23 protein-coding genes and 2 pseudogenes are annotated in these 24,940 nt (G+C 53.2%); 17 read left to right on the forward strand and 8 right to left on the reverse strand.

The annotated features are described in order from the left end of the window. Nucleotides 1–210 precede the first annotated feature (210 nt). A pseudogene (locus BMX00_RS10745) lies at nt 211–717 on the reverse strand (IS3 family transposase); the annotation flags it as partial. Between the two features lie 797 nt (nt 718–1,514). Between BMX00_RS10745 and BMX00_RS14595 the strand changes: the two are divergent. Next, nucleotides 1,515–1,679, forward strand: a complete 165-nt coding sequence (locus tag BMX00_RS14595; RefSeq protein ID WP_177171844.1) for a hypothetical protein — start codon at nt 1,515–1,517, stop codon at nt 1,677–1,679. A 183-nt stretch (nt 1,680–1,862) separates the two neighbouring features. Here BMX00_RS14595 and BMX00_RS10755 read toward each other — a convergent pair whose 3' ends face one another. Continuing rightward, nucleotides 1,863–2,774: a PEP-CTERM sorting domain-containing protein gene (locus BMX00_RS10755; RefSeq protein WP_218141542.1), complete on the reverse strand. Its 912-nt coding sequence runs from the start codon at nt 2,772–2,774 to the stop codon at nt 1,863–1,865. A 251-nt stretch (nt 2,775–3,025) separates the two neighbouring features. Here BMX00_RS10755 and BMX00_RS10760 point away from each other — a divergent pair, with 251 nt between their 5' ends. Continuing rightward, nucleotides 3,026–3,202: a hypothetical protein gene (locus BMX00_RS10760; RefSeq protein ID WP_218141543.1), complete on the forward strand. Its 177-nt coding sequence runs from the start codon at nt 3,026–3,028 to the stop codon at nt 3,200–3,202. Nucleotides 3,203–3,363: 161 nt separating this feature from the next. Here BMX00_RS10760 and BMX00_RS10765 read toward each other — a convergent pair whose 3' ends face one another. After that, nucleotides 3,364–4,455 (reverse strand): HAF repeat-containing PEP-CTERM protein, encoded by a 1,092-nt coding sequence (locus tag BMX00_RS10765; protein ID WP_090829030.1) that lies wholly within the window; start codon nt 4,453–4,455, stop codon nt 3,364–3,366. 371 nt (nt 4,456–4,826) lie between these two features. Between BMX00_RS10765 and BMX00_RS10775 the strand changes: the two genes are divergently transcribed. Next, nucleotides 4,827–5,054 carry a type II toxin-antitoxin system RelE/ParE family toxin gene (locus BMX00_RS10775; RefSeq protein ID WP_090829032.1) on the forward strand — a complete coding sequence of 76 codons (228 nt, stop codon included), beginning with the start codon at nt 4,827–4,829 and terminating at the stop codon, nt 5,052–5,054. A 397-nt stretch (nt 5,055–5,451) separates the two neighbouring features. On the opposite strand, the gene BMX00_RS10780 is transcribed toward BMX00_RS10775, so the two are convergent. Further along, the gene (locus BMX00_RS10780) at nt 5,452–6,342 is read right to left on the reverse strand and encodes a LysR family transcriptional regulator (protein WP_090829033.1); all 891 of its coding nucleotides are present in this window, start codon (nt 6,340–6,342) and stop codon (nt 5,452–5,454) included. A gap of 175 nt (nt 6,343–6,517) precedes the next feature. Here BMX00_RS10780 and BMX00_RS10785 point away from each other — a divergent pair, with 175 nt between their 5' ends. The 3 genes and pseudogenes from BMX00_RS10785 (at nt 6,518) to BMX00_RS14890 (ending at nt 8,423) form a co-directional block, all read left to right on the forward strand. Continuing rightward, complete coding sequence (locus BMX00_RS10785; RefSeq protein WP_090829034.1) at nt 6,518–7,414, forward strand: pirin family protein; 897 nt, start codon at nt 6,518–6,520, stop codon at nt 7,412–7,414. Between the two features lie 58 nt (nt 7,415–7,472). Further along, entirely contained in the window at nt 7,473–7,913 is a 441-nt protein-coding gene (locus BMX00_RS10790; protein ID WP_090829035.1) for a DoxX family protein, read from the forward strand. A gap of 209 nt (nt 7,914–8,122) precedes the next feature. Continuing rightward, nucleotides 8,123–8,423: pseudogene (locus BMX00_RS14890) on the forward strand (transposase). A 70-nt stretch (nt 8,424–8,493) separates the two neighbouring features. Here BMX00_RS14890 and BMX00_RS10800 read toward each other — a convergent pair. Further along, the gene (locus tag BMX00_RS10800; RefSeq protein ID WP_090829036.1) at nt 8,494–10,206 is read right to left on the reverse strand and encodes a proline--tRNA ligase; all 1,713 of its coding nucleotides are present in this window, start codon (nt 10,204–10,206) and stop codon (nt 8,494–8,496) included. Nucleotides 10,207–10,402: 196 nt separating this feature from the next. Here BMX00_RS10800 and BMX00_RS10805 point away from each other — a divergent pair, with 196 nt between their 5' ends. The 10 genes from BMX00_RS10805 (at nt 10,403) to BMX00_RS10855 (ending at nt 19,711) form a co-directional block, all read left to right on the forward strand. After that, nucleotides 10,403–10,972, forward strand: a complete 570-nt coding sequence (locus BMX00_RS10805; RefSeq protein ID WP_090829037.1) for an RNA pyrophosphohydrolase — start codon at nt 10,403–10,405, stop codon at nt 10,970–10,972. 309 nt (nt 10,973–11,281) lie between these two features. Next, complete coding sequence (locus tag BMX00_RS10810; RefSeq protein WP_090829038.1) at nt 11,282–12,277, forward strand: cytochrome-c peroxidase; 996 nt, start codon at nt 11,282–11,284, stop codon at nt 12,275–12,277. 380 nt (nt 12,278–12,657) lie between these two features. After that, nucleotides 12,658–12,903: an RNA chaperone Hfq gene (hfq, locus tag BMX00_RS10820; protein ID WP_090829040.1), complete on the forward strand. Its 246-nt coding sequence runs from the start codon at nt 12,658–12,660 to the stop codon at nt 12,901–12,903. Then, a complete protein-coding gene (gene hflX / locus BMX00_RS10825; protein WP_090829041.1) occupies nt 12,896–14,083 on the forward strand; it encodes a GTPase HflX in 1,188 nt (395 codons plus the stop codon). The genes hfq and hflX overlap by 8 nt, the downstream gene beginning before the upstream one ends. A 95-nt stretch (nt 14,084–14,178) precedes the next feature. After that, complete coding sequence (gene hflK, locus BMX00_RS10830; RefSeq protein ID WP_090829106.1) at nt 14,179–15,372, forward strand: FtsH protease activity modulator HflK; 1,194 nt, start codon at nt 14,179–14,181, stop codon at nt 15,370–15,372. Then, the gene (gene hflC, locus BMX00_RS10835) at nt 15,373–16,251 is read left to right on the forward strand and encodes a protease modulator HflC (RefSeq protein WP_090829042.1); all 879 of its coding nucleotides are present in this window, start codon (nt 15,373–15,375) and stop codon (nt 16,249–16,251) included. A gap of 194 nt (nt 16,252–16,445) precedes the next feature. After that, on the forward strand, nt 16,446–16,613 hold the full coding sequence (locus BMX00_RS10840; RefSeq protein ID WP_425433895.1) for a DUF2065 domain-containing protein: 168 nt from the start codon (nt 16,446–16,448) through the stop codon (nt 16,611–16,613). Nucleotides 16,614–16,654: 41 nt separating this feature from the next. Further along, nucleotides 16,655–17,854 (forward strand): ATP phosphoribosyltransferase regulatory subunit, encoded by a 1,200-nt coding sequence (locus BMX00_RS10845; protein WP_090829044.1) that lies wholly within the window; start codon nt 16,655–16,657, stop codon nt 17,852–17,854. A 59-nt stretch (nt 17,855–17,913) separates the two neighbouring features. Continuing rightward, nucleotides 17,914–19,221, forward strand: a complete 1,308-nt coding sequence (locus BMX00_RS10850) for an adenylosuccinate synthase (protein ID WP_090829045.1) — start codon at nt 17,914–17,916, stop codon at nt 19,219–19,221. Nucleotides 19,222–19,261: 40 nt separating this feature from the next. Continuing rightward, nucleotides 19,262–19,711, forward strand: coding sequence for a GNAT family N-acetyltransferase (locus BMX00_RS10855; RefSeq protein ID WP_090829107.1), 450 nt, complete (start codon nt 19,262–19,264; stop codon nt 19,709–19,711). A gap of 109 nt (nt 19,712–19,820) precedes the next feature. Here the strand turns inward: BMX00_RS10855 and BMX00_RS10860 are convergent, their stop codons facing one another. Together BMX00_RS10860 and BMX00_RS10865 are read right to left on the reverse strand one after the other, a co-directional pair. Continuing rightward, nucleotides 19,821–21,158 carry a porin gene (locus BMX00_RS10860; protein ID WP_090829046.1) on the reverse strand — a complete coding sequence of 446 codons (1,338 nt, stop codon included), beginning with the start codon at nt 21,156–21,158 and terminating at the stop codon, nt 19,821–19,823. Nucleotides 21,159–21,684: 526 nt separating this feature from the next. After that, nucleotides 21,685–22,311: a helix-turn-helix transcriptional regulator gene (locus tag BMX00_RS10865; protein WP_090829047.1), complete on the reverse strand. Its 627-nt coding sequence runs from the start codon at nt 22,309–22,311 to the stop codon at nt 21,685–21,687. A gap of 245 nt (nt 22,312–22,556) precedes the next feature. Between BMX00_RS10865 and BMX00_RS10870 the strand changes: the two genes are divergently transcribed. Next, complete coding sequence (locus tag BMX00_RS10870; protein WP_090829048.1) at nt 22,557–22,991, forward strand: hypothetical protein; 435 nt, start codon at nt 22,557–22,559, stop codon at nt 22,989–22,991. 232 nt (nt 22,992–23,223) lie between these two features. Here the strand turns inward: BMX00_RS10870 and BMX00_RS10875 are convergent, their stop codons facing one another. Beyond that, nucleotides 23,224–24,552, reverse strand: coding sequence for a porin (locus tag BMX00_RS10875; protein WP_090829049.1), 1,329 nt, complete (start codon nt 24,550–24,552; stop codon nt 23,224–23,226). Between the last annotated feature and the right edge of the window lie 388 nt (nt 24,553–24,940).

The following is a 24,940-nucleotide window of genomic DNA, read 5'->3' on the forward strand; positions in this document are numbered from 1 at the left end:
AATTATTAATAAATCAACTGTCTTAGGAAAAATGCATCCAGACATTTTTAATCCCTTATCTAGAGGTTCCATCTTGGAAAGCACAGAATCTGTATTTAAAAAAAGCTTCTTCAAGGCGTCATAAAATTACCATAACCTTCTGCTAAAAACTTAATTTTGTATTTAACAATACTGGCTCCTTGGGCTTCCCCCAGTTTCACGGACACATCTCTAAGCACATTTCAGATTTTCGAATTGTATCGGACTGATGTAGCCGATAGTCGAGTGCCTGCGTTTTGGGTTGTAGAACCGCTCAATATAATCGAAGACATCGGCACGCAATTCGTTGCGGGTACGATACTGCCTTCGACCAAGGCGCTCTGTTTTCAGGGTGGAGAAGAAACTCTCCATTGCGGCGTTATCCCAGCAATTACCGCGGCGGCTCATACTGCAAGTGATGCCATGCGATTCCAGTAAGCGCTGAAAGTCCTCACTGGTATATTGCGAAGCTTGGTCTGAATGATGTAGTACTGCTTCTGGCCGACCATGGCGCAATATTGCCATCAACAATGCATCCATCACGAGCTGCGCTGTCATGGTTGGCTGCATCGACCAGCCTACGACGCGGCGTGAATACAAGTCAAGTACCACAGCCACAAAAAGCCAGCCTTCTGCCGTCCAGACATAAGTGAAGTCAGCCGCCCATTTCTGATTAGGTGCCGATGCGGCGGTTCGGCGGCTTATTCTGGTCGACGATGACGTCCTATTTTCTGCGAATATCACCCGACACGAACTCGGTTCATCAGCCGTGGGCGTCCACAAGGTCGATGCGCTCCGTGCCCGCCTCATTGAGCTTGCAGGCACGATCGACGTCGCGCTCCATCTGCTGGGCGGACACGGGCTTAATATTCTTCGGGCAGCAGGAAAGTCGTCACGCTGCGGTCTGCTTCGGTGATGATCCAGAGGGTATTCTCCCCGAAGCCCTCGCAGGGTTTTTCCGGGTCAATTGGGTAGGCCGAGAGATACGAGACCCTGCCTTTACCGCTTCGGCGTTGGTTTTCGCGTCCTCCGCATCAATACATCCCAATCACCGCGCATGTGCCGCGCAAGACAATGGATCATGTACGCCCCGCTCACGTGGTTAAGCGCACCCGGGGTTGTTACAAGCTGCCCAACTGGAAATAGCAGGCGTGGTGTGTACTTCATAGCAATCTCCCGAAAATGAGGGTTCAAGAAAGAGGAGATCTAAAAACAGATCCTCTCGTTCGGACTTCCTCGCCTCGCCCCTGGGGGCGACGGGAGTGGGGAGACAGCCCTGCCTTCACGGGCAAGGGTTGGGAATGGGTGGGATTAAACGCAGGCAATTGCAGGGCCACTGATGCCTGCCCCGCGATATCGTTTATCCCCTCACAAGTCCCCCTCACAGAGGACTGGGGGCTTCGCTGGGGGATTACGCGGAAAGGCGCCGGCCGATGCCGTGCTGGATGGGGGTCATGTGAACTGCGGCCGCAAGTAGTTCTTGCGGATCAGAGGCCGTGACAGGCGAAGCGCACCGCCCGCCAGCGATGGCGGCTGGCGTGGCCTGTGATGAGCGGGGAACCGGATCGGGAGAAATTTTCACACGCCAATCTGCCCTCCCCTATCAACAAACAGCCTACCGCGATAGCCAACGCGTCGTCTTTGTCGGGCAAGCAAAATGATGAGCTGACCGTAGCTGCCTATCGGAGTCTGACCTAGGGCAATAGCGTAATACCGAAGTGGCACTGTTCACCCGCCCACCCACAAGCCACGCCCCGCCCGGGGCAGAGCTAGATACACTTATAATACGAAACCCCACACCTGCGGGGTTTCGTAACTGCAATTAAGATATCTTGACGCCGATTTCAGAGGTTCCGTGAGCGAAGTAGCTTGCGCCGATTACCTATAAACGCCATGCCGGCGATAGACATTAAGAGAAGTGTTCCGGGCTCCGGAATCGTTCCCGATGGGACCTCGGGTACGCCACTGCTATCCAGATTGATCCACAACCGATGATCTTGAACTACTCCAGCTATGCCGTTCAGGGTCGAACCCTCTAGCACATAGCCATTGCTAATTCCGTCACCAAAGCCTACCGCGGCGGGGACGCAGGACCGCCCGATGCCGCCCACGCCAGTGCAGAGGCCGCCCGAACCGCCACCGCTTGCTGAGCCAACCTCCCAGCCCATGTCGTTCCAGAAGAAACCGACTCGGCCTTCGCCGCTGGGAACCACGTAGTCGTCTCCCCGAATGACAAGCTGGAATGTATTGAGCGGACTTCCCTGGGCGTTGAAATAGCCGACATTCGGCCAGGTGATGATCACTTCGTTGCCCGCAGCAGAAGAATGCGTCTGTAGCGACATTACTCCGCTACTGCTATTGCGCGTATCCACGTCGGCAAAGAATGGCGAGATGATCGGCTGAGTCGCACCCTGTAGTCCAGTTGGCGTATAAGCCGCAATGCCGTTTCCAAAGCTGATGTTACCGTTGTTGTTGGCATAAAAACTGGTGTAGGTCGTGCCAAACAGAGTAAAGTTGAAGCCTAAATTAATCGGTCCACTGAAGCCATCATCATTACGGCCGTTCGCCGCTCCTACGTTGGCAGCGTTGCTGCCGCCGGTCATCACAAGCGTATTGCCAGTTGAAATCCCCAGATCGGTTGTCCAAAGCGTTGTAGATGGTATGAGCGCGCTCTGGGGAATGGTAATCACTGCCGCTTGTGCTGCCCCCGTGCACGCGGCTACTGCGGCCGCGCACAGATACATACGAAATTTCATATTTGCTTTCCTTTTTATTTTTTATTGAGTCTCACGAACCTCGCCCAGGCTCATCAATAAATATAAGCATAATTCATGCCTACATTATAAAAATGACAAATAATCCTTAACTTATATATAAGGTCGGTAGAAAACGGTTAAATTTGCCTCATTGAAGTGTAAGCTTTTTCGACAAACCCTGCTTATTCGACAAACCCTGCTTATATCAGCATGGGTGCTATTTTACCGATTAACCCTGGCGGAATGTGATCGTGGTCAGGGTACTCGGGCGCATGCCGAAGCAGTACGCGAGGGATGCAGAGGAATTCCTCGAAGGCAAGTTAAAGCTCACGCTGAATATGGAGAAGATCCATATAACGCATGTGAACGACGGCTTCGCCTTTCGTACCATTCCGTGGGATAAGTATCGGGCTTTGCTGCGCGATTGATCAAACAACTGGCAAGCAATTACGGCATGAACCGGATGGATCTGGTGGAAAGCCTGAATCGACAACGCTCAAGGCACTGGCGGAGCACTCCCAGATGTGATTGCTGATTTAGCCGCAGCTGCCCGCTACAGCACGGCCAAAGTTATTTGGCCAGTCCAAGCCTACCCCAGGCTAAATTCCCCGGCGATCTTCTTTCGCCGCGCGATGAATCCCACCAGGGCCAGGCCTGCAAGAAAGAGCGCGAAGATCTCCGGCTCCGGAATGGTTGCGACGGCGATGACCTGCCCAGCGTTATTGATGTCGGAGGCTTCGGTTAGAATCGCCCCGGCGGGCAGATCAACCAGCGAATTGAGGTCCATCATGCCTGCGCCGTTGGGGCCGGTGATGAAAGCATGGTAAGTGTCCCCAGCCGTGAGAGATTCACCCACCACCTGCCCGGCAGCGTTAATGCCATAAGCCTTGCTGAAAAAACCACCCAAGGTGCCAAGGTCTCTCAAGCCCATCCCGTCGGGGCCGGTGATGAAAGCATGGATGGCAGAACCACCCACCACCTGCCCGGCAGCGTTGATGCCATAAGCAAAGCTTTGACTAACGCCCAGAGTGCCGAGGTCTCTCATGCCCATCCCATCGGGGCCGGTGATGAAAGCATGTTGAGTGCCCCCAGCCGTGGTAGAATAACCCACCACCTGCCCGGTGTCGTTGATGCCATGAGCATGGGTGTAAGTTCCACCCAAAGACCCAAGGTCTCTCATGCCCATCCCGTCGGGGCCGGTGATGAAAGGGTCGCCAGAATCACCCGCCACCTGCCCGGCAGCGTTGATGCCATAAGCATCGCTGTAATTACCGGCCAAGGTGCCGAGGTCTCTCATGCCCATCCCATCGGGACCGGTGATGAAAGCATGTTCACCGCCCCCTGCCGTGAAAGACAAACCCACCACCTGCCCGGCAGCGTTGATGCCATGAGCCACGCTGTAACTACCGCCCAAGGTGCCAAGGTCTCTCATGCCCATCCCGTTGGGCCCGGTGATGAAAGCATGGCCGCGAGATTCACCCACCACCTGCCCGGCAGCGTTGATGCCATGAGCAAAGGTGTCACCACCCAAGGTGCCAATATCAGTTGCCGTCTTGCTGTTGAGATCGATGAGGTATGAATGTTGTACTTGTGCGGAAGCATGGGTGCCGAAACCCAGAGCAGCAGAAAATGCTGCAGCCAGGATAAAGCCACGGACTTTGACGCCAGGGATGATTTTCATGATGACTCCTCGTTTTGGAACAGGGGGGAGTGCCAGGCGAGCGGGAGAAATACCTTTATAAGGATAGACAAGTCATTTGAATTATCAAGGTGCACGAAGTGCAGGATGCACTGGAAGACATTCGGACAGGCGTCTTGGGCAGCCTTCTTGAGGCAAATAAAGGTTTTTTTGGATAGCCCCGTATTACCTGGAAGGCGTTCCTTACCCAGTAACAAGCAATAAGTAAAATTTTCCGGCAGGATTTTGGCCAGGTTTAAAATGAAGAAATCGCGATTCACGGAAAGGCAGATTGTTGGGATGTTGAAAGAAGCCGATAGTGGCGTTGCGGTCAACGAGATCTGGCATAAGCACGGGATCAGCTCAGGTAACGAGTGCCGCAGAAACCAAGGCGCGCGGTTACCTTCATCCGGGAAGTCCGCGCCAGGTTTCGCGAGATATCCCTTAACCCATTGCTCTATCAGCTGCGCCCCGACATAGATAGTGATGCGCGCATGACGACCGTAGGCAGCTATGCCATCCTCTTCCGCGTCACCGATGCCATGCGCATCGAGCGCGTGGTCTACGGCGGCCGGGATCTGCCAGGGATTTTCGGTACATGACCGCTGTTGAAATCAAGGCTTGACCGGGATTCGGCTGGCAGCAAGGCGCAAAAATTCTGATCGATACGAAAATAACGAGCGATCGCGACAGCTTAGGAGATTATCCACAGCGTTATCCAGCGATTATGTGGATACTGTGCCGGACCGGAATCAGAAACGATAACTGGGCGTATTACCCCCTGATCTGAGACAAATCCACTGGCCCGAAATAACGGGCATCGAATGCTTGGTATCTGGGCACATGCGCGGGACTGGCAGGCCATTCGCCATGAGGCATTGATCCAGATGAAGGAAGCGCGATAGAACTGACCCTGACAAGCTCGACCATCTCAGGCGGAAGGCCGCCACCGCGGCCTCCTGATCCGAAGGCGCATGGGTTGACGCGACTGCGCGCTTTTTATCTTTGCTTTAATTTTTCCATGAACCACCGACCCGCCGGCCCGGGGGGTGCGTCCTTGCGGTGAATCGCGTACATGGAAAGCCAGGCACCGGTAACAGAGTATGGTTCCAGCTCGATACGAATCAGGGTTCCGCGCGACAGATCTTCCTCGACCATTGGCAGGGGCATATTGCCCCAACCCAAACCCGCCCGTAAAAATGCGTGTTTCGCGCCCAAGTCTGCGAGCCGCCAGGTTTGCGACGCAAGAACGCCGAAAGTTCGCCCTTCCGTCAGAGTGGAACGATCGGTAAGAACAAGCTGCATATGATTGGCCGCATCGGCCCGGGTAACGGTGCCCGCCTGTTTCGCCAATGGGTGAGACGGCGCCGCTACCGTCACCATATGCACACTCAATAGATACTCCGAAGCACAGTCTGCCGGCACCTCGGGAACCTGGCCGGCTATCCCGATGCGACAGCGTCCATCCAGAACCGGCTGCATCACCGCGCCAAGCGCCTCCACATACAGATGCAGCGGCATCGCGGGGAAGGCTTCGTGAAATGCGCGCACCGCCTCGGTCAATGCAGCAATGGGATACATCACATCCACGGCGACAGCCAATTCCGGCTCCAGCCCCTCTTCCAGAGTTCGTGCCTTTGCCTTGAATGCGTCCATGCTACTGATGACGACGCGTGCATCCGCAAGCAATGCCCGCCCTGCCTCTGTCAGTTTAGGATAACGGCCGCTTCGATCAAACAAGGTAAACCCTACTTGCAGTTCCAGATTGGCCAGCGTCTGGCTTACGACCGACTGCGCCCGGCGCAATTTGCGACCGGCGGCCGAAAAACTTCCCTCGTCCGCGGCAGCTATGAATGTGCGCAGCTGATCCGTGGACATCGCATCTAGCATCTATCTCTCCTAACGATATATTGTATCTAAATATATAGTCTTCACAGATATTAATCCAGTATTTAATATTTCCTTGTCGTTTCAGAATATGAAACACACTCAAGCAACCCGGGATACGCGCTCTCAAGATTGAGACGCGCATGCCAGACAGAACGTAATCATATGGAGAAAAAAAATGAACGCGATCGTTGAAGGTACTAGTTTTTTCAACAGGAATATCGTTTCTAAGCGGCGTATACGTGATCGCACCCAGGGCAGCAACCATGGCGGCCTGACCCGTCTCGTCAGCCCATCCGACCTCGGCAATCTGATCAAGCCTTTCGTGTTCCTGGACTACTTTGACGTGGCACGAGGCGGATCACCGATGAACATGCATCCGCATTCCGGCATCGCGACCATGACCGTGCCGCTGTCAGGAAAGACCGAGTATCACGATAGCACCGGCAAGCAGGGAATACTGCCCGCGGGCGGCGTCGAATGGATGAGTGCCGGCGGCGGGGTATGGCACGGCGGCGGCATCGCCGGGAACGAACGCATGAAGGGTTATCAACTATGGGTGGCATTGCCCCCGGAAGACGAAAACGGCCCAGCGTATAGCCGGTACCTTCCTCCGGAGCAGGTGCCGTCGAGCGGCCCGGCGCGCATCATTCTCGGCCGGTACGGCCAAGCGGAAAGCCTGATCAGGACCCGCACGCCGATGAATTATCTGCACGTAAGCCTGAAGGATGGCGAGCGCTGGCGCTACCAGCCGCCGGCCGGTCACACCGTCGCCTGGGTTGCCACGCACCGGGGGAAATTACGCACCGCGAACTGCACGCTGCAAAACGAGATCGCTGTGTTTGAAGAGTCCAGCCAGGCCATCGATTTCGGCGGGGATGGAGATACCGAATTTGTCCTTGGCTCTTCCATCAGGCATCCCCACGAATTGGCCCTGGGTTACTACTCCGTGCACACGAGCCCTGCGGCGCTCGCACGTGGCGAAGCCGAAATCAGAAGGATCGGCCGGCAGATTGAATCGGAGAACATACTCAATCGAAAACGCCACCTGCGGGTTCCGGAGGATTCCGCTTGAAACCGCCACACCGTCATATCCGGTCTCTCAATTAATTGCTTTTACTTAAGGAGTTGCCATGAACAGCAATGAAAAAACATTTCCCACCCTTCCGATGATCGGTCGCCTGATGATGGCGGTAATCTTCCTGATAAGCGGCTTTGGCAAAGCCGCCGCTCCGCAAATGACCATGGGCTACATCGCGTCGGTCGGCTTGCCTTTACCGGCACTGGCGCTGGCGATTGCCATAGGCGTGGAAATCATTGGCGGCCTCATGCTCGCACTGGGCTACAGGACACGCATTGCCGCACTGGCTTTGGCTGTCTTCACCGTGGCCGCAGGTGCATTGTTTCACAACGCCATCGGCGACCAGACTCACTTCATCATGCTGTTGAAGAATATCGCAATAACGGGCGGGCTGCTCCAGGTAGCGGCCTTTGGCGCCGGCGCATTCAGCATCGATGCGCGCCGCGGTTACGGCCTGGAAAATATGAAAACCCATTTCCGGTCGTATCCGTGACACGGCCCCAGCACACGCAGGCCCGCGTGGATTTGAGCGCTGCCAGAGGAGCGAGAAGGCTCTGCTGACAGCGCTGGCCGAGAGGTACGTGCAAGGGGTCTCGACCCCGGAAGGTAAAGGCGATCACTGAGGGCCAGCTGCGAGTCTGGCTCAAGCTGGAAGGATTTCCTGCTTGGACTTAAGCAGCGCGGACTTCGGGTGTGGAGTTTGTGGTCTCGGATGACCATTCGGGATTGAAGCGGGCAATTGGCGAAGTATTGCCCGAAGCGGCATGGCAGCGCTGCTTTGTGCACTTCCTGCGCAATGCCCTGGATTATCTGCCACGCAAGGCCGACGATGATTGCTTGCAAGAGCTGCTGGCTCTATCGTCGGCGCGATATTGCCGAAGCACAGCGGGATCTATCCGCCTGGCTTGGCCGCTGGGCGGGAAATTATTCCAAATTAACCGACCGGATGGAGGAAAACATGGAGGAAACCTTGACCTTGTCCGTCTGGCTGGCGCTGTCCTGAGGCAATGCCGGTAGTATAAGAAAACACCCATCAGTCAGAAAATGCACCCATCAGTCAGAAAATGCACCCATCAGTCGTATATTCTCGACTTTAGAAAGTCTATTATGTGTTGTGAAAGAAACGGAATGGTCTGAGATTTTTCATTCCCTCGTCCCTGATACTCGATATTTCCTTCCTTCAACCCCCGCTCGCCGATAACGATACGATGCGGAATACCAATCAATTCCATGTCGGCAAACATCACGCCAGGTCGTTCGTCGCGGTCGTCAAGCAGAACGTCGATGCCGGCATCGGAAATTTCCGCGTACAATTTTTCCACTTCATTCCTGACTCGCTCATTTTTCTTGAGCCCGATGGGGATGATCGCAACCTGGAAGGGGGCTATCACCGCGGGAAAAATAATGCCGCGCTCATCATGGTTCTGCTCGATGGCCGCCGCCACGATGCGCGACACACCGATCCCGTAGCATCCCATTTCCATTACCCGTGTCCGGCCGGATTCATCCAGATAAACGGCATTCATCGCCTGGGAATACTTGGTGTGCAACTGAAAAATATGACCCACCTCTATCCCGCGGCAGATCTCCAGTTTTCCTTTTCCATCGGGCGAAGGATCGCCGCTGATCACCTCGCGAAGATCAAAAACATGGTCAGGCTCCTTTACATCACGGCCAAAATTAACGTTCGTAAAATGGTAATCCTGTTCATTCGCACCGCAAACAAAGTTGCTCATCACCGCAACAGTGCGATCCGCGATGAGCGGTAGCTGCAAGCCGACGGGTCCGATATATCCCGGAAGGCAGCCGGTGCGTGCGCGGATTTCCTCTTCGTTCGCCAGCCTGAAACCAGACAGAAAGGAAATCTTGCGAACCTTTGTCTCGCTGAGGTAATGATCTCCCCGTAATAGCAACAGATACATCTCTCCGTTCGCGATAACCGCAAGAGTCTTTACCGTTTGTTCGATGGGAAGGCCTAGAAACGCAGCGACCTCTTCGCATGTTTTCTTGCCAGGGGTTCGGATTTTTTGCATCAGGCCATCAGGCGCTCCCCGTGATACGAGCGGCTGCCGCGATTCAGCCATTTCGATGTTGGCGGCATAGTCCGAATCAGGGCAGAAAGCGATGACATCTTCACCGGAGTCTGCCAGAACGTGAAACTCTTGCGATCTGCTGCCTCCAATTGCTCCGGGATCGGCGGTAACGACACGGAATCTCAATCCCAGGCGGGTGAATATGCGGCAGTACGCGTCGTGCATTGCCGCGTAGATCTGTTCCAGGCTGGCTAGATCGGCGTGAAATGAATAGGCATCTTTCATGATGAATTCGCGCGCCCGCATCACCCCGAAACGGGGCCGGATCTCGTCGCGGAATTTGGTCTGAATCTGATAGAAAGTGGCCGGTAACTGCCGATAACTCTTGATCTCCCGCCGCGCTATATCCGTGATGACTTCTTCATGCGTAGGGCCGAAGCAGAAATCGCGCTGGTGTCTATCCTTGATTTTCAGCATCTGCGGACCAAACACTTCCCAGCGCCCGGTTTCCTGCCATAGTTCGGCAGGTTGTACCGCCGGCATCAGCAGTTCCAGCGCACCGCTCGCGTCCATTTCCTCTCGTATGATATTTTCAACCTTTCGCAGAGACCTTAAACCCAGAGGCATCCATGTATAAAGACCACTGCCGAGGCGCTTGATGAGGCCAGCGCGCAACATCAGCTTGTGGCTCACCAACTCCGCTTCCGCAGGCGCCTCCTTGAGGGTGGAAATGAAATAGCTCGATACGCGCATATGAGTTCCCGTTCGCCGTTCCGTTGGGCGTAAAATTTGGCGATTCTACCTGAAAAGCTGTTGATGCCGGCATGCAGGCAGAATCACTCGCTACGGAAAGCACATCTGCATACTCTCTTCATTAATCTCTCTACGGCTTTCAATCTGGGATAAAATATGAAAAAATCTATCCATTCGGGTTAAACGGGTGAATCGTATGATCGACCGTAACGGATATCGCTCAAATGTGGGTATCGTTCTGCTGAATTCAAAAAACGAGGTGTTTTGGGGCAAGCGAATCAAGCAGGACTCCTGGCAATTCCCTCAGGGAGGCATCAAGCCGGGCGAAAGTCCGGAACAGGCAATGTATCGGGAATTGACGGAGGAGATAGGTTTGCATCCGTGCCATGTCCACATCATCGGCCGCACGCGGGACTGGCTGCGCTACGAAGTGCCGGATCAGTGGATAAAGCGGGATTGGCGCGGAAATTATAAGGGGCAGAAACAAATCTGGTACTTGTTGCGCTTGGTCGGGCGTGACTGTGACGTCTCCCTTCGCACGAACGTTCGTCCGGAATTCGATGCATGGCGTTGGAATCAGTATTGGGTGGAATTGGACTCAGTGGTCGAGTTCAAGCGCCAGGTCTATCAGCAGGCCTTGACCGAATTGGCGCGTCTGATTAACCGCCCCCCTCTCCATTTGGATGGCAATGCGTATGGACCTGCCTATGGCAGTAGAGAACAGGTTTCGGTAATTTCCTCCAACAGAGCGGAAAAAAACGGATAGGGTCAACGCAGGGCAGTATGAAACCACATCCAGGCTGTTAAGGCTTATGGACATGCTTAACTCCAGGCCAGGTATTTTCTTTTGGGTGGCAGCTATCCATGTCACCGTAGTGCGTACCGCCCTCTCAGGTGCCAGATGAGAAACATCTTATTACAAGAATGGCACCAACACTTCCTGTGCTTCCCGGTTGACACAGCGGTTTTTCGGATCTTTATTTAGAGGCGCCCCTTACTGATAACAGGTGCCCTTACGGATAATTTGTAGGCGTAATCGGCTGCGCCACTACAGCCGCGTTTTAGGAGATTACCGATGATATTGCGAGCATTGATTGTATCGCTGCTGGCTGTTGGAACCATCGCAGCCCCCCCAGCGATGTCCGCTGATGAACCTATCCAGCCCATCGAGGCCCATAAGCCAAAAAATGAAAATATGGTCGAGCTGGGAAAAATGCTTTTTTTCGATCCGCGTCTTTCGAAATCCGGATTCATTTCTTGTAATTCATGTCATAACCTGAGCATGGGAGGTTCGGATAATCTGCCGACATCCATCGGACACAAGTGGCACCAGGGGCCGATCAGTGCGCCAACGGTATTGAACTCCAGCTTGAATCTGGCGCAGTTCTGGGACGGTCGCGCCAAGGACTTGAAAGACCAGGCGGGCGGCCCTATCGCCAACCCTGGAGAAATGGGGTTCAGCCATGCGTTGGCGGTCGATGTGCTGCGCTCCATTCCCGAGTACCGCGCCCGTTTCAAGCAGGCGTTCGGCTCAGATCAAATTGATATTGGGAAGGTAACCGATGCAATCGCCGCCTTTGAGGAAACGCTGGTTACGCCCGATTCCCGTTTCGACAAATGGCTCAAGGGCGACAAGACAGCGCTCACTCAAACCGAGCTGGAAGGTTACAAACTATTCAAAGAAAGCGGATGCGCAAGTTGCCACAATGGTCCCGCCGTCGGGGGCGCTTCTTACCAGAAGATGGGCGTCCATGAGCCTTATAAAACAGCAAGCAAGGTAGAGGGCCGTTTTTCGGTAACGGGCAAGGATGCCGACCGTTTCATGTTCAAGGTGCCCACCTTGCGCAATGTGGAACTAACCTATCCCTACTTTCATGACGGCGCCGCACCAACCTTGGAAGATGCGGTCAATACCATGGGCCGCTTGCAGTTGGGCCGCAAGTTCACCAAGGATGAAAATGCCAAAATTGTAGCTTTCCTGAAGACGCTGACCGGAAAGCAACCGGAGTTCAAGCTGCCTGTTTTACCGCCTTCAACCAATGAAACGCCCAGGCCAAAACCATTCGAGTAAATAGTATAAATACGCCTGTCTCGCTGAAGATCACTTATCGGAGTATCTCGCGTTTTAATGTTGAGATGCCTCTGCTGCCCAGGCTGCGCTACAGCCTGGGCAAATTTCGTCGGTATATTCTCCAGGATCATATGAAGCAATCTCCCCGCGCCATCAGTGCGCCGCAACGAAACGACGTTAAAATTCTTTTCCCCAGTTTTCGTGACGATTCAGTGTTCCCCGCTCCCGGTTGGGCGAGTCCGCCTAATGAAATCGAAGTCTTCGGGGCGGAGGCTTTTTACAGGGGTTGATATCCATTTTCTCTCGTATCCGAGAATATGGATTTACTCTTGAAAATCAAGTAGAGTTAATTCTTGAATAACTAAAATACGGAGTCACCCATGAGCGCTAAAGGGCAACTATTACAAGACCCGTTTCTGAATACGTTGCGGAAGGAGCATATTCCCGTATCGATTTATCTGGTAAACGGAATCAAATTGCAAGGGCATATCGACTCGTTTGATCAATATGTGGTGCTGCTGAAGAATAGCGTCACCCAGATGGTGTACAAGCACGCAATTTCTACTGTGGTACCCGCGAGGGCTGTCAACATTCCATTTGAGGCACCCGGCACACCTGATGCTTGATCAGATCGCTGGGGATGCGTCCGGCATGGAGACTGCCGCCGGCACCGCGGTGCTGGTCAGCCTCGATTTCAGCAATAAGGCGGACGTTGGAAATCTTGAAGAATTGAGGCATTTGGCTGCAAGCGATCGGCTTGCAATTTCCGCAGTGATTAAAGGCAAACGCTCCCGGCCTGATCCTGCAACCTTCGCTGGCACCGGCAAGGTTGATGAGATCACCTCGGCGCTGGAACAAACGGGCGCATCGCTGGTGATTTTCGATCACGATCTCTCTCCTGCCCAGCAACGTAATCTGGAGCGTCGTCTCGGGCGGCGGGTGGTAGACCGCACCAGCCTGATTCTGGATATTTTCGCGCAACGTGCAAAAAGCCATGAGGGCAAGCTGCAGGTAGAGCTGGCCCAGCTTGAGCACCTCTCAACCCGGTTGGTGCGCGGCTGGACTCACCTGGAGCGGCAAAAGGGCGGTATTGGTTTGCGTGGTCCGGGTGAAACCCAGTTGGAAACCGACCGGCGCCTGCTTGGAAAACGGGTCAAGCTGCTTAAGGAAAAGCTGGCTAAACTTCAGTGCCAGCGTGGGTTACAGCGCCGCTCCCGGCAGCGGGCCGACGTGATGTCGGTATCCATTGTAGGCTATACCAATGCCGGCAAATCCACCCTGTTCAATAATCTTACGCGCGCGCGAACTTACGTTGCCGATCAATTGTTCGCCACACTCGACGCCACGACGCGAAAGGTGTTTGTACCGGATCACGGGCCGGTGGTGATTTCCGACACGGTGGGCTTCATTCGCGATCTGCCGCATACGCTCGTCGCTGCGTTCCGCGCTACCCTTGAGGAGACTGTGCAGGCTGATTTGCTACTTCATGTAGTCGACGCAAGCAGCCCGAACCGGGATGAACAAATCGATGAAGTAAACAAGGTATTAAAGGAAATTGGTGCTGACTCCATTCCCCAAGTATTGGTGCTGAACAAGATAGATCTGGTTGATTTATCCGCGGGGGCGGCGGGTTATCGCCGTGATGAGTATGGTAGAATTGCGCAGCTCCGATTGAGCGCAAAGACCGGTTATGGGCTGGAGTTTGTCAAATTGTCTCTATCGGAAGCCATCGAGCGGCAAGCCTTGCAACGGTGCAAGAGTCGCTCGCAGATCACAGATGCGGCTGCGGCTGGCCGGGTTGCTTAGAGTCAACAATAATAATTCCGCCACAGACTGAATTGAGAGGTTATTTATACCGTTTGGACGGTTTTAGCCGCATTAAACAAAAGATAGGAATCATCATGGGATTAAACGATCCTCAGTGGGGAAGAAAAAAAGGTAATTCCGGTCCACCTGATCTGGATCAACTATGGCGCAATTTCAACAAGAAACTCAACAGCCTTTTCAAGCGCAAGGGCGGCGGTAGCGGATCAGGCGGAGGCGAGGGACCTGGCGGCCCCAGCGCTAGGCAATATGGCGGCGGCATCGGCCTGCTTGTCGGATTGCTCCTGCTTCTATGGATTGCGAGCGGATTTTATATCGTGAATGAAGGGCAGCGAGGCATTGTATTGCGTTTTGGAAAATATGTGGAAACTACTCAGGCGGGCTTACGCTGGCATTTGCCGTACCCGGTCGAGATGGTCGAAACCGTTAACGTGAGCCAGGTGCGCACCGTGGAAATCGGTTATCGAAACAATGTTAGAAGTAAAGTACTCAAGGAATCGCTGATGTTGACCGATGATGAGAATATCATCGACATTCAGTTTGCCGTGCAGTATATCCTCAAAAATCCCGAGGACTTTCTTTTTACCAACCGTGAGCCTGAGAACGCGGTACTGCAGGCGGCGGAAACCGCCATACGTGAGATCATCGGCAAAAGCAAGATGGATTTCGTACTCTACGAAGGCCGCGAACAGGTGGCGGCGAAGGCCACCCAGCTGATGCAGGATATACTCGATCGTTATAAGATAGGCATCGCTATCAGCAAGGTTACCATGCAAAATGCACAGCCTCCGGAGCAGGTGCAGGCCGCGTTCGACGATGCGGTCAAGGCGGGACAGGATCGGGAGCGTCAGAAAAACGAAGGGCAGGCCTACGCCAATGATGTGATTCCCAAGGCCAAAGGTAACGCCGCACGGCTGCTGGAAGAGGCTGAAGGATATAAGCAGCGGGTGATCGCAAGTTCCGAGGGCGATGCAAGCCGCTTCAAGCAGATCCTCGTCGAATACAACAAAGCACCTGCCGTTACGCGCGAGCGTCTTTATCTGGACACCATGCAGCAAATACTCTCGAGCACCACCAAGATTTTTGTAGACCAGAAAAGCAGCAATAATTTGCTGTACTTGCCTCTCGACAAGCTGATACACATGAGCGGACCTTCTTCATCCCCTGCTACGGCGTCGGAGGCGTCTCCCCCGCCTGCGCAGGAAACCGTGCCGGATAGCGCCGCTCGCACGCGCGAAGCGTTTCGCGGTCGTGAACGGGAGACACGATAAGTGAAAAAATATACTTCCATTCTATTGGGCACGCTTATCGCCCTGATTGTTGTGGCGAGTTCATCACTTTATATAGTTGACCAGCGCCAGCAGGCTATCCTGTTCCAGCTGGGCGAAATCGTTGACGTCAAAACATCTCCGGGCCTGTATTTCAAGATTCCCCTTGCGCAGAACGTACGTTATTTCGACGCGCGTATCCTGACTCTGGATACAGCCGAGCCGGAACGTTTTATCACGTCGGAAAAGAAGAACGTGCTGGTGGATTTGTTTGTAAAATGGCGAATCGTGGACGTAAAGCAATATTATGTCAGCGTGCGAGGGGACGAAATGCTGGCGCAGACTCGTCTTTCTCAGACCGTTAATTCAAGCCTGCGCGACGAATTCGGCAATCGCACAGTGCATGACGTGGTTTCCGGTGAGCGGGACAAGATCATGGAAATCATGCGTCAAAAAGCCGATGCCGACGCCCGCAAGATTGGCGTGGAAGTCGTGGATGTCCGGCTGAAGCGCGTCGATTTGCCTCAGGAGGTGAGTGAATCAGTCTATCGCAGGATGGAAGCGGAACGGAAACGCGTAGCGAACGAACTGCGCTCGACAGGTGCGGCGGAATCGGAAAAAATCCGCGCCGACGCAGACCGGCAACGCGAAGTCATCCTTGCAGAGGCGTACCGTAAAGCCCAGGAGGTAAAAGGTGAGGGTGATGCGAAGGCCTCGGCCATTTATGCCAATGCTTTTCAGCCGAACCCCGAGTTTTATGCTTTTTATCGCAGTCTGGAAGCCTACAAGCAGAGCTTTAAAAACAAGAGTGATATGATGGTCCTGGATCCCAGTTCGGAATTCTTCAAATATTTGAAGAATGCGGGCCGGGGTACAAAGTAGGGCTATTTTGAGCCCGGATCGCGTACGATCGCCCCGATCCGTCCGCCTGCGGCGGGGGCTACCCATATCAAAAATATAAAGCTAAATGCGGTTGCTCTGAGTCGCTCATGTTTTCCCATCCAATACGCCCGTATGGTGCGGTAATTATCTTGAAGCATCTGCTGAGGTTATAGCGGATGTGGGACACTCTAGCAATGGCATTCGCACTGATGCTGGTGCTGGAAGGGCTTCTGCCATTCCTGATGCCCGGCGCCTGGCGAGATGCTTTCAGGAAACTTACCGAGATTAGCGACAGCCAGATCCGCTTCATCGGTCTAACCTCCATGTTGGCAGGATTGCTGATACTTTACCTTGTGAGATAGGTCTGTCTCGGCCAACTTCTTTAGATGTGACCAGCATATAGATGCGTCAGTGGATCCTTCCCGAATACGTTGAGGATATTCTCCCTGCCGAGGCACGGCGCATCGAGATGATGCGCCGGCGCATCATGGATTTGCTATGGGTGCACGGCTATGAATTAGTGGGTCCCCCGCTGCTTGAATATGTTGAATCCCTTCTTTCCGGCAGTGGGGGTGATACAAACCTACGCATGTTCAAGGTAGTGGATCAACTGAGCGGGCGCATGATGGGTTTGCGCGCAGATATGACGCCCCAGGTTGCACGTATTGATGCGCATCTGCTAAACCGGAAGGGTATTACGCGTCTATGTTATGCAGGCAGCGTGTTGCATACGTTGCCGTCGGGGTTAACGAGGACCCGGGAACCTCTCCAGATCGGTGCCGAACTTTATGGTCATTCCGGACTGGAAAGCGATTTGGAAGTCCAACGCCTCCTGCTTGAATCCCTGGCAATTGCCGGATTACCGGAAATTCATCTCGATCTCGGCCATGTCGCCGTCTTTCGCGGCTTGGTCAGGGGCTCGGGGATTCCTGCCGAGCTGGAAACCGAGCTGTTCGAAGTGTTGCAAGCCAAGGATACTGATGCGTTAAAATCCCTTTGCGCCGGGCTGACCAAGCACGTGGATACGTGTGCTAGGGAAGCGTTGTTGCTGCTGCCCGAGCTATACGGTGACGTTGAGGTGCTTGAACGTGCACGTCGATTCCTTCCGGATTATCCTGAGATCAGGACGGCATTGGATGAATTGGAGACAGTGGGAGAGGAATTAAACCCCTTGGTTGACACATTGGCCTTCGATCTGGCTGATCTACGGGGTTATCACTACCACAGTGGCATGGTGTTTGCGGCGTATGCCGGCAACAGCCCGAATGCGATAGCGCTTGGGGGCCGTTATGACGAAGTGGGTAAGGCGTTCGGCAGAGCCCGCCCGGCGACCGGCTTCAGCATGGACCTTCGCGAGTTGTCCGGATTAGTTCAGCCGGGTCCCTCCCCCAGGGGAATTCTTGCACCTTATATCAAGGGCGAAAAAGCGCTTGAACAAAAGATTGTGCAGCTTCGCAATGAGGGGGAAATAGTAGTGGTGGAGTTGCCTGGACACGAGCGCGACCAGGACATGTTCAACTGTGACAGAAAGCTGGTATTGGAAGGCGGAGTTTGGCTAACGGCGGGAATTGAGGTGGATTTAAATGTTGGTCTTGAGCAATAATAAAATATCCAGTCGCTTTTTAACTTGCCGTTGTGTATTAATTTTGAAAATCGGTAAACATGACTAAAAATGTAGTCGTCATTGGCACTCAATGGGGCGATGAGGGCAAGGGCAAAATAGTGGATTGGCTCACAGACCACGCTCACGGAGTGGTCCGTTTCCAGGGAGGCCATAATGCCGGGCATACGCTGGTTATTGGCGGTAAGCAGACCGTACTGCACCTGATCCCTTCCGGAATTTTGCGCGGCACCGTTGCCTGCTACATTGGCAATGGCGTAGTGATTTCGCCACAGGCCTTGCTGGAGGAAGTGGATATGCTGGAGCGAGCAGGGGTAGACGTGCAAAACAGGCTCCGCATAAGCGAAGCCTGTCCGCTTATATTGCCCTGTCACAGCGCGCTCGATAATGCTCGGGAAACAGCCAGGGGCCTGGAGAAGATTGGAACGACGGGTCGGGGCATTGGCCCTGCTTATGAGGACAAAGTCGCACGCCGTGCGGTCCGTTTGCAGGATTTGTTTCACCGTGACCGTTTTGCTGCCAAGCTCGGGGAGATGCTGGATTACCATAACTTCGTGCTGAAAAATTATTTCCAGGCTCCGACAGTGGATTTTCAGCAAACCATGGACGATACGCTATCCTTGGCGGATCGTATGAAACCCATGGTGGCGGATGTGCCGCGGCTGTTGTTCGAGGCCAACAGGGCCGGCAGCAACCTGCTGTTCGAAGGGGCTCAAGGAACCTTGCTTGATATTGATCACGGAACCTATCCTTTCGTTACTTCGAGCAACTGCGTCGCGGGCGCGGCAACGACCGGAAGCGGAATTGGGCCGCAGATGTTGCATTACGTATTGGGTATCACCAAGGCTTATACCACGAGGGTGGGCGCGGGACCCTTCCCCACCGAGCTGGATGATGATGTGGGCAAGCACTTGGCGAGACGCGGCAATGAATTTGGGGCAACGACCGGGCGTCCGCGGCGTTGCGGCTGGTTTGACGCCGCCGCGTTAAAACGCTCAATTCAAATAAATGGGGTGTCGGGGCTGTGCGTGACAAAGCTCGACGTATTGGATGGCGTCGAGACGCTACGGCTGGGCGTGGGGTACAAATTGACTGGCGATGGCATGGAAGAGAAGATCCATGAAATCCTGCCGGTAGGCGCGGATGAACTCGCGCGCTGCGAGCCGGTGTATGAGGAAATGCCCGGATGGACACGCAGCACGGTAGGAATCAAAAATCTTGAGCAACTCCCGGACGCGGCGCGAAATTACCTGAAGCGTATTGAAGAAGTTTGCGGGGTACCGGTAGACATGATATCGACGGGACCGGATCGGGAGGAAACTATTGTAGAGCGGCATCCCTTTGAGTGAGACCGCCATTGCCTCCCGGTGTAATGAGTCAAGTACGGGGGTGGAAACCTATACGGTACGCATAGCTGATTGGCGGAATGATAGCCAGGTATTACACGCAGTACGCGAAGCAGTTTTCATACGTGAGCAAGGTGTCCCCGCCGAGCTGGAGTGGGATGAGTTTGATGCAGGTTGCATTCATTTGATTGCCAGGGATGCCGCGCAGAAGGGAATCGGTACGGCGCGTTTGTTCCCACACGGGGTTATCGGACGTATGGCGGTGTTAAAGGAATGGCGGGGAAAAGGCGTAGGCGCCACATTGATGCACTGCTTGCTGGAGGAAGCGATAAAGCGTCAGATTCAGCAAGTGGTTTTGCACGCACAGGCACATGCCGGCGGGTTTTATGCCAGGTTCGGTTTTCGGGCGGTAGGGAAGCAGTTCATGGAAGCGGGAATTCCTCATGTGAGAATGGTTTTGCGGCTGGCCGGCAGATCGGTTGACCAGTTCTAATGGAAGGGCTTCCCGCGAATACAAGCTGAGCGGTTGCAGGGTTACTCGGAGCCGTAAGCTTCGGAGCGCTTAGCTTATATCTGAAAGAAAGCGGGACAGGAATACTGCATCAGAACGGAACCATAAAATCGAGGGACAGCACAACCTGATCCTTATGCCCGCCAAACGGCCGGTAAATTGCGCCATGTAGCGCGTCCACGTTGTCATAACGAACGTTCGGACGAACATTGAACTGTTGCATCGGCTTCCAGTCGATCTTCAGCGTTTTTGCCGCCTTCCAGTTCATTCCCGCGGTGATTGCGTAATAGTCGGCGGGCATGCTAGTGCTATTTCCCAACTGGTTCCGCCCTAGCGCATAGCTGAATCCCTGGTTATTCGTCGCAGCGGCCACGCGCCCGGGCGCGAAGACACGGAATCCATCCCTATCGCGGAACCACTCGGTCCGAACACCTATCGATAGCTCGGGCATGAGGTCGTAATATAAATGCATGTTGATGCCATACCATTGTGCATTTATATTCTCACCGTTCAACAATACACCTCCAGCATAGCCATGGTCGTGCTGGAAAACAAAATGGGTTTTGGGCGTTATCTTGTGCTTCAACACCAGGCTATACATTCCCCAGGGCTCACTGCTGCGCGTGGATGTCTCTCCATAGGTACCGCTGAGATTGGCAGAGCTCCCCATGTCGTCGCTGGTCCAGGTAATACCGGCTATTCCGCCCCAGTTACCTAACTGTTTATCAAAACCGCCATCCCAGCCGCCGGTGGCACTTCCTGTGGTCGCCGCTCCGATAACCGACCAGTTCTTGGTGACCTTATAGTTGCCCAATACGCCGGTATGCGTAAAAGGTTCGCCATATTGCATGGTATAGGCGTGAGTATAAAAGAAATTATCCGGGGCGGGAACCGACTCGTAACCAATAGGTGTATAAAAATGGCCGGCCTTGACGTTCAGGCCATTTCCGACGGGTACATAAGCCTCCGCATAAACCTGAGGAAATGCAATACCGTAGTAACGAGTCGACGCACAACACAAATCAAGATCCCAGGTGCTTCGATTCAAAGGCTGGCCCGTATTGACATCAAACGATGGAACCCCATAAGCCTGCGTAAAAATGGCATCCGAACCGAACATGAAGTCGACACGGGCTCCGAAATCCCAGGCACTGCCTTCCGCTACCACCGCGCGTTGTATGAATATATTGAACTGGTTCAACTGCGCGCGATTGGCCTGATCGGCAAAAGTAACCGTTCCATTGAACCCTCGGGTCTGACCCGGATTGAAGGTAGCTCCACCATTGACCCAGCCGCCTATTCTTACTCCGTTTTCCTTAAGAAAATCCACCGCAGCATTAGCATGAGCATCGGTTGGGTGAGCAATTGTTATTAGCAGGTAAACCGCAGAGACGAACGCTAGTCGGATTCCGCGTGGGGCGAATGGCATGGATGGATTCCCCTTGTAAAGACACTACAGGAAAAGCAGTTATTTTTTATTGGAAGCTATCATGATGCACGTTAAGAACATGTAAATTATTTGTGAATTATTTATTAATTTTTTATTAATGTGATCATTTTCCTCGTTTAACAAGGCATGAGAACGGCGCAACGCTCGTTCAGCAAAAGCTCTGCAGAACCCGCGGGTTGCCGGACCAAAGTTGAGACCGACGCCATGCATGATGCCCCATGAACAGATCAGCGTAAACTCAGGGCTAGGGCGAACTTAATCCAACCTGAATTCTCCATATTGGAGAAGAATGCCTGTGTGCCCGGTAAAACCTTTTCAATCGCCTGATACGTTCCAACAACACCTTGGCTTGGTCCGGTCCCGACAGAAAAACTAGCGGCTGAGTGCTAGGCTGGCAAAGCGGCGGTTTATTCAGAGCCTGGATAAAGACCGCGGAGGAATGACAGGAGGATGACGGGAATGCGTGAAAATGTAGTGGAGAACACAAGGACGTCCGACGAAATCATCAGTCCTTGGGCTTGAGTTTAAAACGGCAAACGTTTCCACCGCGCACCATGCATTCGTTTTGTTCAACCTTGCTGTCGGTAAAAGTTTCCATCAGTCCCCTATCCAGATAACAGATCTCAAGATCTTTCTTTGCCATGGTATGAAATACACAGTTATCCGCTTCAATGACCGCCTCGCCGCCCGGCAACATCGCATTTCGAGCGTTGTAACCAAGCTGATCCATTACCTCGGCAAGCTTTTCGACTTTTTCCTTATGCGTGGTCAAACCAGGATACTGGTTTCGGATTTGATGCGCAACATTCGCCCCAATTTCCTTCATGCGCTTACCCATGTCTTCAACGCCTTCTTCACGCCCGACCGAAGCAACCACCAACTGAGCAAGCCAGGAATATTGACGCGGAGACATTTCCTTACCCAGTTCGGTAAGAATATAAAGCTGCTGCGGGCGCCCGCCGCCAGATGGACGCGTAGGGCCGGCCGCTATCAGTCCCGCCGCCTCCAGGGATGCAAGATGCTGCCGTACCGCGTTGCGCGTAATTTCAAGCCCCTTCGAAAGTTCATCTACACTCAGACCGGGCTTGCTTCCACGCAGCAGCTTAAGTAATTGTTTCTGCCGCTCTCCCATATACCACTCGGCACTTCACGCCCTCAAACTAAAAAATAATTATAGCTCATTAATAAACACATACAATAGATATAACAATAAAGTAGCGTCTAAAAATGCCTATAATGGGCTGCTCATAAAAACACTTATAACACAGTTATGTTGACAAAGTATCCCGTGTTCGCTAAACTTTGTTTCAACGATCAGATAAGAATGTCGATCCATCAAGTAGTTGATTCCCGGATTTTTCTATAGGAGGTGCCGCAATGAAAACAAGGACATTTTTTGCCGCGTTGTCCCTCGGTTTTCTGGCTTCCTGCGCCCAGATGAGCCCACTCGAAGCGGTCCAGAATCCGACCATTAGGAAAGCTTCTCAAAACGCGAGAACACGCAGCGACCACGACGCGCTGACTAAGTATTTCGAAAATGCAGCCAGTGAAATGCAGGCAAAGGCTGAGGAACAAAGAAAATTACTTGAACATTATGAGGAAAAAAGCTATCTCTATGGTAGAGAAGCTCAAGATTTGATTTCGCACACTACGGCGCTGGTGCGTAAATATGGCGAAACCGCGCAGGAGAACAGAAAGGAAGCTGCCGCTCACCGCCAATTGGCGCGGGAACAAGCGCAACGCAATCGTGCCGCGCATGAGGATAAAATGGCTGGCGCTGCTCTCGTAGAAACGCAGCAGAAAAGCAACTGAGGTATTGTGTATTTCCTAGCGCGGGAGTGGGAGAATTCAGGCAAATGTCTGGTTTCCCCAGGTTGGCGGAAGAGTGGAGATGGGGTGGAATCTGAATCTAAAAGTCGACGACGTAGCTGCGCCGCCTCATTCCTCCACGTTGTATGATTCTAAAACCAGGTCGATGGTTTCATAATACTGTAATACTACTTATTAGTAACGCTATTCAGCCCTCAATCTGGTTGATGCGGAATCAAAAAGGAATTGTCGCGTCCACCGAAAACAGAAACTGGTCTTTTCGGTTGTCAAACGGCCTGTACGTCTGATGGAGCCCATCCGCCCTGTCGTAGCGGATATTAGGTCGAATGTTCAGCTTCTGCATGGGCTTCCAATCTAAATTCAGTCTTTTTGCCGGTTTCCAGTTCATACCCAGGGTTACCTGATAATAATCAGCAGGCGCACTAGTCGGGATGAAGCTGCCTGCAAAACTGAATCCTGTGTTATCAGTGGCGGCGACTACCCTAAACGGAGAGAAAACGCGAAAACCGTCTCTATCGCGGAACCATTCGGTGCGAAGGCCGATGGTCAAGTCATTCAGGAGATCATAATACAGATGTGTATTAATGCTATACCACTCCGCGTTCTTATGAGTTCCGTTCAGCAAAACGCCGCCGGCATAACCGTGCACATGGTGCAGAACCAGGTGAGTCTTGGAGGTGACCCTGTGTTGCAGTACGATGTTGTACATGCCCCAGGGCTCGTTGCTGCGGGTAGAGGTCTCCGCGTAAGTACCCGTGATATTGGCTGAGGTTCTCCTGTCGTCGCTCGTCCAGGTAAGACCGCCTAAACCGCCCCAGTTCCCCAACTGTTTATCAAAGGTGCCATCCCAACCCCCGGTAGCGCTGCCGGTCGTGACGCCCCCCATCACGGACCAATTCGAACTGGCCGGATAATTCCCGACCACCCCTACATGGGTAAACGGCTCGCCATTATTAAAGCTGTAGGCATGGGTATAAAAGAAGTTATCAGGCGCCGGGACCGTCTCATACCCGGTTGGGGAATAAAAATGGCCCGCCTTGATGTTGAGGCCGTTGCCCACGGGCACATAAGCTTCCAGATAAGCTTGCGGAAGTGCGATTCCATAGGTGCGCGTCGATTTACAGCATAAATTGAGATCCCAGTTGCCCCTGTCCAGCGGCTGGCCGGTATTCACATCAAACGGAGGAATACCGAAAGCCTGGGTGTATATTGCATCAGTGCCGAACATGAAGTCGAAGCGTCCGCCGATATCGAACGTTTTACCTTCCGATACCACTGTCCGCTGGATGTAAATGTTGAACTGGTTTAATTGCGGCCGGTTGGCACGATCGGCAAAAGTAACCGAGCCATTGTATCCATTGGATGGATTGTTGGCGTTGTAGGTCGCCCCGCCATTGATCCAGCCCCCCACCTTCACTCCACTGTCCTTAAGCAGATCGGTAATGTCCCTTGCAACAGCCGTGCTTGAGCTCACGATGACTGGAGACAGAACGAATAACGCGAATAATAAAATAGAATTTGTGCATTTAGGAATGCATTTCATTTTTGATGTCCTTAAGGAACCTCTACAGGCTTTTCATCGAAAGCCGCTGAAAGCCCCTTTCCCCTGGATGTAAAACTAGATGAGTTTTATTGTTCTGCTTGGTAATAAGGGCATAACATTACCCCTATGTCAAAAAGGAACTATCGCGAGAGCATGCGGTAGGGCGAAAAGACGCGCCAGCCGTTTCTATTGTTAAACCCCTCGGCGTGAATGCCGATAGACGGATCTTGAACAGCATAAGAATAAATTGAGCTGGTTCAACTGGAATCGGGTAGCACGGTCGACAAAGGCGACAGCACCCTCGAGTCCTTCGGATGGAATATTCGCGTTTTGGCTCGCGCTTCCATTAACCCAGCCAATCTCCATACCTGTGTCTTCAGCGGGCTTG

The organism is Nitrosovibrio tenuis (assembly GCF_900109785.1).
Classification (GTDB): Bacteria; Pseudomonadota; Gammaproteobacteria; order Burkholderiales; family Nitrosomonadaceae; genus Nitrosospira; species Nitrosospira tenuis_A.